Origin of the sequence: Mesorhizobium sp. M0590, assembly GCF_040320905.1 — a bacterium.
Lineage (GTDB): Bacteria > Pseudomonadota > Alphaproteobacteria > Rhizobiales > Rhizobiaceae > Mesorhizobium.
Map to the genome: position 1 here is coordinate 26643 of NZ_JAMYQN010000010.1, position 13331 is coordinate 39973.

The window sequence follows — 13331 nt, forward strand, 5'->3', positions numbered from 1 at the left end:
GCAATAAAAACCCCGGCGTCTCCTCCGGGGTTTTTTTGTTGGCTGCAACGATCTGGATCAGACCGAATAGTACATATCGTATTCGACCGGATGCGGCGTCATTTCGAAGCGCATCACCTCGGCCATCTTAAGCTCGATGTAGCTGTCGATCTGGTCGTCGTCGAAGACGCCGCCGGCCTTCAGGAAGCCGCGGTCCTTGTCGAGGCTCTGCAAAGCCTCGCGCAGCGAGCCGCAGACGGTCGGGATTTTCTTCAATTCCTTCGGCGGCAGATCGTAGAGATCCTTGTCCATCGGCTGTCCCGGGTGGATCTTGTTCTTGATGCCGTCAAGGCCGGCCATCAGCATGGCGGCGAAGGCGAGATAGGGGTTCGCGCCCGGATCGGGGAAGCGGACCTCGACGCGCTTGGCCTTCGGCGACGAGCCGAACGGAATGCGGCACGAGGCCGAGCGGTTGCGTGCCGAATAGGCGAGCAGCACCGGCGCTTCATAGCCCGGCACCAGGCGCTTGTAGGAGTTGGTCAGCGGGTTGGTGAAGGCGTTGATCGCCTTCGCATGCTTGATGATGCCACCGATGTAGAACAGGCAGCTCTCGGACAGGCCGGCATATTCGTTGCCGGCGAAAGTCGGCTTTCCTTCCTTCCAGATCGACTGGTGGACATGCATGCCCGAGCCATTGTCGCCGAACACCGGCTTCGGCATGAAGGTGGCCGTCTTGCCATACGCATTGGCGACCTGGTGCACGACATATTTGTAGATCAGCATCTTGTCGGCGTTGCGGACCAGCGTGTCGAACTTGATGCCGAGCTCGTGCTGTGCGGCGGCCACTTCGTGGTGGTGCTTTTCGACGCGCACGCCCATCTCGGCGAGCACGGTGAGCATTTCCGAGCGCATGTCCTGCGCCGAATCGACCGGCGGCACCGGGAAATAACCGCCCTTGATGCGCGGCCGGTGACCGAGGTTGCCGGTCTCGTAGTCGGTATCGTCATTGGACGGCAGTTCGGTCGAATCCAGCCTGAAGCCGGTGTTGTAGGGATCGGCTTTGTACTTGACGTCGTCGAACACGAAGAACTCGGCTTCAGGACCGACGAAGATCTGGTCGCCGATGCCTTCGGCCTTCATGTAGGCCTCGGCTTTTTTAGCGGTGCCGCGCGGGTCGCGATTGTAGGACTCCCCGGAGATCGGATCGAGGATGTCGCACAGGATGACCATGGTCGACTGCGCGAAGAACGGGTCCATATGCACCGTATCGGAATCCGGCATCAGCACCATGTCGGACTCGTTGATCGCCTTCCAGCCTGCGATCGAGGAACCATCGAACATGACGCCATCGGCAAACATGTCTTCCTCGACCTCGACGACATCCATCGTAACGTGCTGCAGTTTGCCCTTCGGATCGGTGAAGCGCAGATCGACGAACTTAACGTCGTTGTCCTTGATCTGCTTCATGATGTCTTTGGCTGTCGTCATGTCCCTGCTTCCCTATGTGATGACGTTTTGAACATGGCCTTTTAACGGGAAAATTCAGACGGCGTCCATGCCGGTTTCGCCGGTGCGAATGCGCACCACTTCCTCGATATTGGAGACGAAGATCTTACCGTCGCCGATGCGGCCGGTCTGGGCCGCCTTGCGGATGGCTTCGATCGCGGCTTCGACCGCATCGTCGCCGAGCACGACTTCGATTTTCACCTTCGGCAGGAAGTCGACGACATATTCGGCGCCGCGATAAAGCTCGGTATGGCCCTTCTGGCGGCCAAACCCTTTGGCCTCGGTAACGGTGATACCTTGCAGGCCGGCCTCCTGAAGCGCTTCCTTCACTTCGTCTAGCTTGAACGGCTTGATGATCGCTTCGATCTTTTTCATGTAAAAAGTGGCCTCCACTGCCAAAAAAGACGGGTTGTGAGCCCCGCTTGCGCCTCAATCAAGCACGAACTGTGCCAATTGATGGGGCGCCGAACGGCCTCACATGATTTGGATACCATGCCACGCGGGAATGTACATTCGCGTCATTCGCAGCGTTGGATGCGCCATGAATGCCGCGAGCCTACACACCGCCGGTCCTGCCGTCCGCACAAAAATTGGGCAGATCGGGTATTTCATGGGCAGCTGCGCGCCGTCGTCCCGAACGATGTACGCCGCCAAATTGCTTGGGGACCTTCGTTGTTTGCGTCGGATCAAAAACTGGACAATGCTTGGGGAAATGATGTGCATGTCGCCCGCATGAGCAATGAGCTTCTGTCTCCGTCCGACATAGCCGAGGCCGACCGGCTGGCGATTGCCGCTGGTCCATTCGACGGCATCGGCCTGATGCGCAATGCCGGTGCTGCGGTTGCTGCCGTAGTACTCAAGCGCTACCCGAACGCAACGCGCGTCCACGTGCTTTGCGGCCCCGGCAACAATGGCGGCGACGGCTATGTCGTGGCGCGCATCCTTCGGGAGAGCGCCGTCGACGTTTCGGTATGGGCGTCCGGATCGCCTAAAGGAGGCAGCGATGCAGCAGTCGCTGCCTCGGAGTGTCCGGTTGAAGCTCGGCCGCTGTCGGATTTCGTTGCCGAGACGGGCTCGATCGTGGTCGATGCGCTTTACGGGGCGGGGCTGTCCAAGCCGCTATCCGGCGACCCCGCCAAGGCGATCGACAATGTGGCGGAGTTGAATTCGCCGGTCGTCGCGGTCGACCTGCCGTCGGGCGTCTCCGGTGAGAGCGGCAATGTCCTCGGTCAGGCTTTCCACGCCCGAATCACCGTGACCTTTGCGCGAAAAAAGCCAGGCCATCTTTTGTTGCCGGGGCGCGAGCTGTGCGGCGAAATCGTGCTCGCTGATATCGGCATAAGCGACAGTGTTGTTGCGCAGCTTGAACCACGAACATTCGAGAACATTCCGGCGCTCTGGCTTGGCCGCTTTCCGGTTCCGGCCGTCGACGCCCATAAGTATAAACGCGGCCATGTCGGCGTCTTTTCCGGCGGGCCGTCGGCGACGGGTGCTGCGCGGCTGTCGGCGCTTGCCGCGGCCAGGAGCGGGGCAGGGGCCGTCACCTTGCTGTCGCCGGCGAACGCCATCCATGTGAACGCGGCGCATCTGACCTCGATCATGCTGCGCAAGCTAGACACTGTCGCGGATGTGGACGAATTCGTCGGCAGCCGCCGGCCATCGGCCTTCGTGCTCGGCCCGGGATTTGGCATTGGTGAGAAGACGCGCGAATTCGCCCTGGCCGTGCTGAATGGCGCCCATGGGCAGGGCGGCGGGATTGAGGGCTTGGTGCTCGACGCCGACGGCGTCACCTCGTTTCGCGACGCGCCGGATGCCCTGTTCGAAGCCGCCAGCCGGCCGAGCGCGCCGGCTCTGGTGATGACGCCGCATGACGGCGAATTCGCCAGGCTTTTTTCAGATATCGCCGAGGACAAGGACCTGTCCAAACTCGCCAAGGCACGCGCCGCAGCCGAACGGGCCAACGCCACTCTCGTCTACAAGGGTGCCGACACTGTGATTGCGGCCCCCGATGGCCGGGCAGCGATCAACGGCAATGGCGCGCCTTGGCTGGCCACCGCCGGTTCGGGCGACGTGCTGTCGGGTATCATCGCCGCGCTGCTGGCGCAGGGCATGCCGGCCTTTGAAGCGGCCTGTGCGGCAGTCTGGATCCATGCCGAGGCCGGCAGCCGTTTCGGGCCGGGGCTGATCGCCGAGGACCTGCCGCTGGCGCTGGTGCCGGTCCTGCGCGAGCTTATCGAAAGTCGCGGGATAGCTGCCGAATGAACCGCATGTTCACGCTGCTCGTTGCGATCGTCAGCGCCGTATTCATGGCGCAGGCTGCGAACGCCGAAACTCCGCTGACGATCGTCGACGACCCGGCCGTTCTCGCCGCTCTCGACAGCAACGGTTACGGGTTCGCCGGCATTTTAGGCGTCGATGGCAAGGGCGATTTGAAGACGCTTTACGACAAGGCGCCGGCCTATCACGCGATCGTCGAAACGATTGCAAGCGACGTCGCAGCATTGCGGGCCGAGATGAAGGCCGGCGGTCGGCCGCTCTACGAGGTGACCGACGGCAATGTTGGCCGCGTCATGGACATGCGCTGGCTGAGGACCGATGCCGCGCGCTTCCGCCTCGTCGGCGTAGTCAACCGGCTCGACCGGCGCGACTTCGCCGCGCTGCAAGGCGATACGAGTTGCGGCGAAGTGCGCTTCGTCTATCGCTTATCCTATAGTTTCAAGAAAAACGGCAAGGTTCTGGGCTCGCGCCTGCCGTTCAATTTCAGTGCCGTCTACAATGCCGCGCCGGATGCCGATGGCGGTTGTGTCGGCGTCGCCGGGCGCTGGGCACCACAGCTCGACGAGAACGTCGATGCCGGCTGGCTGATCGGTGGGCCGCTGGACAGGGCGGCGCTCACCTTCAAGCAGCTCGAGCTCAATGCGCAAGTGGTGCGCTTCCCCTCCGGCCAGGAGACCGAATTCGGCGGGCAGGCTGCCTATCTCATGCGAATTTTCGGCATCGATGGCGTGGCTGCCAGCGAAAAGCCGCTGGAAAACACGCCCGATGCGGCACGCCTTGCCGAAGACGTCGCGCTGAAAGCAAGACTTGCGGACTATGTCCGCACCAGTGTCGCGGCGGTCGATCTCGGCGTCTACCAAATCCCCGATGAATTCTTGGCAAGGAAGGTCATTTCGTGGTCGACCTTCGGCAGTGCGAGGCAGGCCAACCACCTGTTCACGCCACTGTTCCAGTCCGCGGATTTCGCTGGTGTCGATTTCTCTGCGCTGAAGCTGGTGCGCACGCCGGAGGCACTGGTCGAGCGGCTGGACAACGGCGCCTGCCAGGGCTGCCATCAGGCGGGCTCGACCGCCGGCTTCCATTTCATCGGCCTGGACGACAAGACGACCTCGCCGCTCAACCGCATCGAGGTCGGCATCTCCCCGCATCTCCACGCCGACATCCCGCGCCGCGTCGCCTGGCTGCGCGCGACTGCCGACGGCAAGGAACCGAACCGCTTTCGCCCGTTATCGTTCGCGCCGCCGGCGACCTGGAACGATGCCGGCGAAATCGCCTATTCGCCGGCCGAGATGGCGATGCCGTGCCTGATGCCACAGGATGCGGCCCGCTTCGGCGCAACATGGCAATGCGGCGCCGGCACCGTCTGCACGCAGCTGGCAACCGCGTCCGGCGTACGCACCAAGCTGGCGCAATGCCTGTTGCCCAAGCACAGCGAAGAGATGTTCTCCGGCCATCCGTGCCTGACCGGCTCGATCGCCAGCAACCCGGCACAGCCTTTCAATGACCGCTATACCATCACCGGTCAGTTCGCGGCGTTCGCGCCAAGCATTTCGCGCGCCGCCTACACCTGCCGACCGCCGAAGATCGGTGTGCCGGCGGGTATCGCCTATCGCGGCTGCGACGACCGGGATCGCAGCTTTGCCGCCTTCAAGACGGGCAAGCCGATGCCCAACGAGATCTGCGGGCTCGTCGGCGGCAAGAAATTCGACACCTGCGTGGCGACCAATAATTTCGACCAGTGCCTCGGCGGCGCTGTCAATCGCGGTAATCGTCCCGCCTGTTCGGCCGACCATTTCTGCCGCGAGGATTACATGTGCCAGTCGCTGCCGCCCGATACGCCCGGCCTCGGCAAGGTGAAAGGCATCGGCTTCTGCTCGCCGACCTATTTTATCTTCCAGATGCGCATCGACAATCACGCCACGCCATGGTCGGGCGCCGTCCGCGCGACGATGGGAGCCGGATTCGGCGCGGCGGAAGCGGAATAGCCTGCGCCGACTGGGCATTAGCCGCTATAGTTTCAGGTGGATAGCTATCGATCGAGATAGTCGGCGATCTTCGATGTCCATTCGCCGTCGAAATGCCGGACATGTTCGGCGACGATCTCATCGCTCAGCAGGCTCGACAAGGCGGAAACCAGAACTGGTTCTATCTCTGGAGCCGAGCTAAATCCAAGAGCAGTCAAACGTTCGGACCAGGGCGGATGATCCGCGCTTTCGTTATCTGGCGCGTCCCAGGCCTTTTGCGCATATTCTTGCAGGATGGGAAGCCTCGACAGGTGACTGGCGGCCGCCAGAACTCTTTCAAGTGGTGGACGAGGCGGTACCATGGTGCCAAGCAGTTCACGTTTAAGCGGAATATACACTTGGTCATCGAAGAACGTACTGGCAGCACCGATCAGCAGCAGGGCGCGCGCCGTTTCATGTGCATCGCCGGACATCGCTGCATGACGATCTGCGTCAATTTCCGCCCGCCGCGACAACCGTATTTCTTCGCGCTCCAGCGTGCGCGACAGCGGGCCAAGCATCCAGTAGAACAGGCTGCCTGAAACGGTTTTTCCCGGTGGGGCGAAGTCGAAGATTAGATCGAAGCTCTTTTCGAGTTCGGCCAGGTTGAGCCCGCCATTTGTATCTTTATTTTTCAGATGGGCGTCCTCATGGGCCAAGATCGCCGCAAACCCCTTTTGGTCGGTCGCTGCGAGCAGCGGCAGGCCCACGGTGAGAATTGCCCTGCGACCAAGCAGGCCCAGAAACGGCCGCTCTTCACCGATGCTAGCGTTGAGATCGTCGCTCAGGATGATGCTCGTGCGGCTGGCGCGGTGTTTGCCGGCAATACTCTCCCAGACGGCCCACAATTTCGGGGCTGATTCCCGAGTAATCCCGTCCACCTTGCTGCGTCGAAAACCGGCGAACAATGTCCCGATCAACAGAACGATGGCCAGCATCGCGGCCGGGATCGCAACAACGCCAGTCGCGATGACAGCGAGCGGATAGCAATCGAGGAACCAGAACCACAGGAGTATTGGGCAAAACAGCGGCAGGGCGAAGAGCAGGATGGCAAACCTGCCGAAACGCGCTCCTACATAGAGGACCAGGCGCGACATCAACCCCTCACAGCGGAATATTGTCGTGTTTCTTCCAGGGGTTCTGCATGTCCTTGTTACGCAGCATCCTGAGCGCACGTGCAATGCGCCGGCGGGTCGAATGCGGCATGATCACCTCGTCGACATAGCCGCGCTCGGCGGCAACGAAGGGGGACAGGAAGCGATCCTCGTAAGCTTTTGTATGTGCCGCGATCTTTTCCGCGTCGCCGATGTCCTTGCGGTAGATGATCTCGACCGCGCCCCTGGCGCCCATCACCGCGATCTGCGCCGTCGGCCAGGCATAGTTCATGTCGCCGCGCAGATGCTTCGAGGCCATCACGTCATAGGCGCCGCCATAGGCCTTTCTGGTGATGACGGTGATCTTTGGCACGGTCGCTTCGGCATAGGCGAACAGAAGCTTGGCGCCGTGCTTGATCAACCCACCATATTCCTGCGCGGTGCCGGGCAGTAAGCCCGGCACGTCGACGAAGGTGACGATCGGGATCGAGAAGCAGTCGCAGAATCGCACGAAACGAGCCGCCTTGCGGCTGGCATCCGAATCGAGCACGCCGGCCAGCACCATCGGCTGGTTGGCGACGAAGCCGACGGTGCGGCCCTCGATACGGCCGAAGCCGGTGACGATGTTTTTCGCAAAATTCTGCTGGATCTCGAAGAAGTCACCCTCGTCGGCAACTTTAAGGATCAACTCTTTGATGTCGTAGGGTTTGTTGGCATTGTCGGGGATCAGCCTGTCGAGCGACAGATCGTGATCGGTGACCGACTGGTAGCATTCGATCTCGGGAATTTCCGCCGTGTTGGAAGCGGGCAGCAGATCGACCAGCCGGCGCATCTGCAGCAGCGCCTCGACGTCATTGTCGTAGGCTCCGTCGGCGATCGAGGACTTCGTCGTGTGGATAGAAGCGCCGCCGAGGCTTTCGGCGGTGACCGTCTCGTTGGTGACGGTCTTCACCACATCCGGCCCGGTGACGAACATGTAGGAGGTTTCGCGAACCATGAAGATGAAGTCAGTCATCGCCGGCGAATAGACATCGCCGCCGGCGCAGGGGCCCATGATCAGTGAAATCTGCGGGATGACGCCAGAGGCCAGTACATTGCGCTGGAAGATCTCGGCATAGCCGCCGAGCGCCGCCACGCCTTCCTGGATGCGGGCGCCGCCGGCGTCGTAAAGGCCGATGATCGGCGCGCGATTGCGCAGCGCCATCTCCTGGACCTTGACCACCTTTTCGGCATGCGCCTCGGACAGCGAGCCGCCGAACACGGTGAAATCCTTGGCGAAAAGATAGACCGGGCGACCGTTGACGGTGCCCCAGCCGGTAACGACGCCGTCGCCGGCGATCTTGGTTTTCTCCATGCCGAAATCGGTCGAGCGGTGCTCGACATACATGTCGAACTCCTCGAACGAGCCCTCGTCGAGAAAGACGTCTATGCGTTCGCGGGCGGTCAGCTTGCCCTTCTTGTGCTGGGCGTCGATGCGGGCCTGGCCGCCGCCCATGCGGGCGATCTCGCGGCGGCGCTCGAGTTCCTTCAGCACGTCCTTCATGACCGGTCCCCGAAACGGAAAGCTGCATTGTGGTAATCATGCCCGCGAGAGAGCGCAAGCGCCGCTTCCTCATGGCTTTTGCTGCGCTGCAGCATCGGGCCCCTTGCATTTCGATGGGAACTGGGCCATATGCGGCGGCATAGGCGCTTGGGCCGGGATAATCCGGCCTTCTCGACGAATGAGACTGGTTGCGTCTGTTTTCCCTCTTCCCGACAGATCGGCAAGGTGGCGAAAAAGCCCCGTGGCATGATGCCTGCGGGCACGACAGCGCAGCCGTGCGGACGATAATGTCCGCCCGCCTTGTCGTTTCATGACAATTTTCGACGGCAGGTTGCGCCCTGCCGCCCATTGATGTTTGCGGCCAGGAGCCGCATGAAAGAAGAATATTTTGACCAATGAAAACACTTTGACCGGTAAGGACACTGGGGAACTGAACGGTTTCGCCGCACTTGGAATTACCGGCGCACTGCTCAAGGCCACCAATGCCGCCGGCTTTACCGATCCGAAGCCGATCCAGGCCCAGGCGATCCCGCCGCAGCTCGAAGGCCGCGACATTTTCGGCATCGCCCAGACCGGCTCGGGCAAGACGGCGGCGTTCGCGCTGCCGATCCTGTCGAAGATCATCGCACTTGGCACCAAGCGCCGGCCGAAGACGGCCCGCGCGCTGATCCTGGCGCCGACACGTGAACTCGCGGTGCAGATCGAGGAGATGATCAAGCTGCTCGCCAAGGGCGCGCATGTATCGACCGCGCTCGTGCTGGGCGGCGTCTCGCGCTTCAGCCAGGTGAAGAAGGTTGCGCCCGGCGTCGACATCCTGATCGCAACGCCCGGTCGGCTGACCGACCTTGTGCGTGAAGGCGACCTGATGCTTGCCGACACCAAATGGCTGGTGCTCGACGAAGGCGACCGCATGCTCGACATGGGCTTCATCAACGACGTGAAGCGCATCGCCAAGGCGACGGCGCCGGACCGTCAGACGGTGCTGTTCTCGGCGACTATGCCGGCCGAGATCGCCGAACTGGCGAAAGGCCTGCTGAAGAACCCGATCCGCGTCGAAGTCGCTCCTCACAGCACCGCGGCAGCCGAGATCGTGCAGGGTGTCGTCTTTGCCCGCACCAAGCAGAAGCGCCAGGTGCTGGCCAACATGCTTGCCGATGAGGCGATGAAGTCCGTCATCATCTTCTCGCGCACCAAGCATGGCGCCGACAGGGTGACCAAGGATCTCGAGCGCGACGGCTTCAAGGCCGCCGTCATCCACGGCAACAAGTCGCAGAATGCCCGTCAGAAGGCACTCAACGATTTCCGTGAGGGTTCGGTGCGCATTCTCGTGGCGACCGACATTGCGGCACGCGGCATCGACGTGCCCGGCATCAGCCATGTGGTGAATTTCGACCTGCCGGACGAGGCGGAGAGCTATGTCCACCGCATCGGCCGCACCGGCCGCAACGGCATGGACGGCATCGCCATCACACTCTGCGACCCGTCTGAAAACAGCAAGCTGCGTCAGGTCGAGCGCATCATCCGCACCAAGCTGCCGATCGTTGCCGACCATCTCGGCAGCCCCGATCCGCAGCGCAATCCCGCCGAGAAGAACGAGCGCAGCTTCGAACCGGCCAATGATCGCAACGACCGCAATGGCCGTCGCGACGGCAGGCGGCCCGGCGGCGCAAACAATGGCTTCGGCAAGAAGCGGTTCGGCGACAAGCCGGCCTTTGCGGGCGAGCGCAAGCCGGAAGGCGCCAAGCCCTTCAAGGGCAATAACAAGCGCCGCTTCGGCGGCAAGCGGCCAGCAGCGCGGGCCGCATAATCTGACCGTGTTGCGGTCGGCCAAGCCTGGCTTGGTCACACACGATTGAAGAGGGCGACCGGAGCGATGCTTCGGTCGCCCTCTTGCTTGGGGGCCTTTGGTTCACTTTACCACCGCCTCGATCCACACGACGATCCGCTGCGCGAGGAAAGTCGTGGTCGATGGCGACAGCGCGTCGCCGGCAATGACGTGGTTGTCCGGGTCGCCGGTATCGTCGACCGGCATCAATTCATGTGCGGCGCCCCAGCGACCCGCAAGTACGATCGCTCGCCCATCACCGATCCTACTCGACTGGCGGCTTGCGGTCGAAATTCAGCGGCCGCGCATTCCACCGGGTGACCGTGCTGATCACCCATCGGCAGAACGGCCTCGGCAGCATCCTGAGCAGCTTCAGCGTCCAACTCAGGCGGCGTGGGAAAGTGACTTCGAAGCCGCCGTATTCGATGCCTTGCGCGATGCGGCGCGAGGCCAGATTGACCGGCATCAAGCCCGGCATCGGCAGGAAGTTCTTTTCGGTCAGCCGCGTGTCGACAAAGCCCGGATTAATCACCTGGATGCGGACGTTCATCTTGTCGAAATCGTATTTCAGCGACTCGGCCAGGATATTGACTGCCGCCTTGGTGCCGCCATAGGCGGCGGTGGTGGGCCAGCCGAAATAGGCGGTGACCGAACCGATCAGCACGACATGGCCGCGCGAGCGCACGCGCATGCGTTCGATGACCGGCAGCAGGCCATTGATGATGCCAAAATAATTGACTTCGAAAGACCGACGGAAATTGCGCGCCACAAGATCCTCGCCCGGCGTTGCGATATAGCTTCCAGCGTTGAACACTGCCAACACGATCGGACCGAGATCTTTCTCGATCGCTGCAACCGTCTTCGCCATGCGTTTTTCGTCGGTCACGTCGCAAGGATAGGCTGCGACACGGCCCGCCATCTGCGCCGTTTCGACGATGAGCGTATCGATCGGATGGTCATCTGGCGCAGTCACCGCGACGACATAGCCCCGAGCGGCAAGATCCTTGGCCAGCGAACGGCCGATACCGCTGCTGCCGCCCGTAATCCAGGCGACGCCATGCTTCGGATTGGCCCGATAGAGTGTCATGTTGCGCCCCGCCGGCTCTTCTTAGCCTGTGCTCTACCGGTGAAGAAATCGAATGAAAAGAGTGCTTTTCGGTACATGGTTGAAATGAATACCGGTCGGGCGCTCCTGGCTGCAGGAATTGCAGTGTGCGAAATGCGACTGGACCAGGCAAATTCTTGCCTTGAAACCGAAGCTTCGGGTTTCTAGGGTTTCGCCGCACCCACAAAGGAATCTCCATGCCCCGTTCTGTGATCGACGTGATCGGCAACACGCCCCTGATCCGCCTCAACAAGGCCTCGGAAGCAACCGGCTGCGAGATCCTGGGCAAGGCCGAATTCATGAATCCCGGGCAGTCGGTAAAGGACCGCGCCGGCCTGTTCATCATCCGCGATGCGGAGCAGCGTGGGCTGCTGCGGCCCGGCGGCGTCATCGTCGAGGGGACGGCCGGAAATACCGGCATCGGATTGACACTGGTTGCCAAGGCGCTCGGCTACCGCACGGTGATCGTCATTCCCGACACCCAGAGCCAGGAGAAGAAGGATACAATCAAACTGCTCGGCGCCGAGCTGATCGAAGTGCCCGCCGTGCCTTACAAGAACCCGAACAACTACGTGAAGCTGTCGGGCCGGCTGGCCGAGCAGATGGCGAAGAGCGAGCCGAACGGCGCGATCTGGGCCAACCAGTTCGATAATGTCGCCAACCGTGACGGCCATATCCGCACCACGGCCGAAGAAATCTGGAACCAGACCGACGGCAAGGTGGATGGTTTCGTGTCGGCGGTCGGTTCCGGCGGCACTCTGGCAGGCGTCGGTTTCGGGCTGAAGGCCAAAAACAACCAGGTCAAGATCGCGCTGGCCGATCCGCTGGGGGCAGCGCTCTATTCCTTCTACACCAGCGGCGAGCTGAGATCCGAGGGCAGTTCGATCACCGAAGGCATCGGGCAGGGGCGGATCACCGCCAACCTCCAAGGCTTTACACCCGATTTTGCCTTCCAGATCCCCGACGAGGACGCGCTGCCGATCGTATTCGACCTGATCCAGGAGGAGGGGCTTTGCGTTGGCGGTTCGACGGGCATCAACATTGCCGGCGCCATTCGCCTGGCGCGCGAGCTAGGCCCCGGCCACACCATCGTGACCATGCTTTGCGACTACGGCACGCGCTACCAGTCGAAGCTGTTCAATCCTGAATTCCTGCGCGAAAAGAAGCTGCCGGTGCCGGGGTGGATGGAGCAACAGAGCACGATTTCGGTACCGTTCGAAAGGATTGCGTGATGGCGCACAAGACCGAAGCGCTGTTTCGTGACGACGCCTATCTGGGGACGGCCGACGCCACCGTTGTCGCAGTCAATGATCGCGGCGGCATCATTCTGGACCGGACGGTGTTTTACGCCACATCGGGCGGGCAGCCGGGCGACACCGGCAGCCTCGAACGCGCCGACGGCACCGGCATAGCGATTGCCGCTACGATCACCGGCGAAACCAAGGACGAGATCATCCATGTGCCGGCGCCGGAGCAGGCAGTTCCAAAGGTGGGCGAGCGCATGAGGCTCGCCATCGACTGGCCGCGGCGGCAGTTGTTGATGCGCATGCATTCTGCCTGCCACCTGCTTACCGTCGTCTGTCCGTTCCCGATCACCGGCGCCGCGGTTTCCGAGGACGACAGCCGTATCGATTTCGACATCCCGGACGCCGGCTTTACCAAGGAAGATGTGACGGCCAGACTGATGGAGCTGGTGCGAGCCGACCACCCGATCTTCACCCGGCTCATATCCGACGAGGAACTGGCATCCAATCCGGGCCTGGTGAAATCCAAGAATGTGCGGCCCCCGGCCGGCACGGGAAGGATCCGATTGGTCTGCATCGGCGAGAACGCTTCGATCGACAGCCAGCCTTGCGGCGGCACCCATGTAAAGAGCACCAGCGAAATCGGCGAGATCCATATCGGCAAGATCGAGAAGAAGGGCCGCGAGAACCGGCGCTTCCGCATTCGCTTTGGTCCTATGCCGCCAGCCTGATATAGGGATGCGACGGACGGGACA

General features: G+C 62.0%; 10 protein-coding genes and 1 pseudogene. 5 read left to right on the forward strand and 6 right to left on the reverse strand.

The window, feature by feature from the left end; all coding sequences use genetic code 11:
* Positions 1-57: 57 nt before the first annotated feature.
* Together glnA and NKI52_RS17815 are read right to left on the reverse strand one after the other, a co-directional pair.
* Entirely contained in the window at positions 58-1467 is a 1410-nt protein-coding gene (glnA, locus tag NKI52_RS17810; protein WP_023675115.1) for a type I glutamate--ammonia ligase, read from the reverse strand.
* 54 nt (positions 1468-1521) lie between these two features.
* Positions 1522-1860 (reverse strand): P-II family nitrogen regulator, encoded by a 339-nt coding sequence (locus NKI52_RS17815; protein WP_019857988.1) that lies wholly within the window; start codon positions 1858-1860, stop codon positions 1522-1524.
* Positions 1861-2217: 357 nt separating this feature from the next.
* Here NKI52_RS17815 and NKI52_RS17820 point away from each other — a divergent pair, with 357 nt between their 5' ends.
* Both NKI52_RS17820 and NKI52_RS17825 read left to right on the forward strand, forming a co-directional pair.
* Positions 2218-3747, forward strand: a complete 1530-nt coding sequence (locus tag NKI52_RS17820; RefSeq protein ID WP_352698812.1) for an NAD(P)H-hydrate dehydratase — start codon at positions 2218-2220, stop codon at positions 3745-3747.
* Positions 3744-5747 (forward strand): hypothetical protein, encoded by a 2004-nt coding sequence (locus tag NKI52_RS17825; RefSeq protein ID WP_352698814.1) that lies wholly within the window; start codon positions 3744-3746, stop codon positions 5745-5747. The genes NKI52_RS17820 and NKI52_RS17825 overlap by 4 nt, the downstream gene beginning before the upstream one ends.
* Before the next feature lie 44 nt (positions 5748-5791).
* Here the strand turns inward: NKI52_RS17825 and NKI52_RS17830 are convergent, their stop codons facing one another.
* On the reverse strand, positions 5792-6862 hold the full coding sequence (locus NKI52_RS17830) for a M48 family metallopeptidase (RefSeq protein WP_352698816.1): 1071 nt from the start codon (positions 6860-6862) through the stop codon (positions 5792-5794).
* A 7-nt stretch (positions 6863-6869) separates the two neighbouring features.
* The gene (locus NKI52_RS17835) at positions 6870-8402 is read right to left on the reverse strand and encodes an acyl-CoA carboxylase subunit beta (RefSeq protein WP_352691955.1); all 1533 of its coding nucleotides are present in this window, start codon (positions 8400-8402) and stop codon (positions 6870-6872) included.
* A 388-nt stretch (positions 8403-8790) separates the two neighbouring features.
* On the opposite strand from NKI52_RS17835, the gene NKI52_RS17840 reads away from it, so the two are divergent.
* The gene (locus NKI52_RS17840) at positions 8791-10209 is read left to right on the forward strand and encodes a DEAD/DEAH box helicase (RefSeq protein WP_352698818.1); all 1419 of its coding nucleotides are present in this window, start codon (positions 8791-8793) and stop codon (positions 10207-10209) included.
* Between the two features lie 102 nt (positions 10210-10311).
* Here NKI52_RS17840 and NKI52_RS17845 read toward each other — a convergent pair.
* Together NKI52_RS17845 and NKI52_RS17850 are read right to left on the reverse strand one after the other, a co-directional pair.
* A pseudogene (locus tag NKI52_RS17845) lies at positions 10312-10467 on the reverse strand (alpha/beta hydrolase); the annotation flags it as partial.
* Positions 10468-10492: 25 nt separating this feature from the next.
* Positions 10493-11314, reverse strand: a complete 822-nt coding sequence (locus tag NKI52_RS17850) for an SDR family oxidoreductase (protein WP_352457508.1) — start codon at positions 11312-11314, stop codon at positions 10493-10495.
* Positions 11315-11529: 215 nt separating this feature from the next.
* On the opposite strand from NKI52_RS17850, the gene NKI52_RS17855 reads away from it, so the two are divergent.
* Both NKI52_RS17855 and NKI52_RS17860 read left to right on the forward strand, forming a co-directional pair.
* Positions 11530-12564, forward strand: coding sequence for a cysteine synthase A (locus tag NKI52_RS17855; RefSeq protein ID WP_352698820.1), 1035 nt, complete (start codon positions 11530-11532; stop codon positions 12562-12564).
* Positions 12564-13307 (forward strand): alanyl-tRNA editing protein, encoded by a 744-nt coding sequence (locus NKI52_RS17860; protein WP_023675105.1) that lies wholly within the window; start codon positions 12564-12566, stop codon positions 13305-13307. Before NKI52_RS17855 ends, NKI52_RS17860 begins: the two co-directional genes overlap by 1 nt.
* Positions 13308-13331: the final 24 nt, after the last annotated feature.

Bases quoted from the DNA above. Each gene is read 5' to 3' on its own strand.
- glnA (WP_023675115.1), bottom strand. From the start codon at position 1,467: ATGACGACAGCCAAAGACATCATGAAGCAGATCAAGGACAACGACGTT.
- NKI52_RS17855 (WP_352698820.1), top strand. From the start codon at position 11,530: ATGCCCCGTTCTGTGATCGACGTGATCGGCAACACGCCCCTGATCCGC.
- NKI52_RS17815 (WP_019857988.1), bottom strand. From the start codon at position 1,860: ATGAAAAAGATCGAAGCGATCATCAAGCCGTTCAAGCTAGACGAAGTG.
- NKI52_RS17850 (WP_352457508.1), bottom strand. From the start codon at position 11,314: ATGACACTCTATCGGGCCAATCCGAAGCATGGCGTCGCCTGGATTACG.
- NKI52_RS17820 (WP_352698812.1), top strand. From the start codon at position 2,218: ATGAGCAATGAGCTTCTGTCTCCGTCCGACATAGCCGAGGCCGACCGG.
- NKI52_RS17825 (WP_352698814.1), top strand. From the start codon at position 3,744: ATGAACCGCATGTTCACGCTGCTCGTTGCGATCGTCAGCGCCGTATTC.
- NKI52_RS17830 (WP_352698816.1), bottom strand. From the start codon at position 6,862: ATGTCGCGCCTGGTCCTCTATGTAGGAGCGCGTTTCGGCAGGTTTGCC.
- NKI52_RS17860 (WP_023675105.1), top strand. From the start codon at position 12,564: ATGGCGCACAAGACCGAAGCGCTGTTTCGTGACGACGCCTATCTGGGG.
- NKI52_RS17835 (WP_352691955.1), bottom strand. From the start codon at position 8,402: ATGAAGGACGTGCTGAAGGAACTCGAGCGCCGCCGCGAGATCGCCCGC.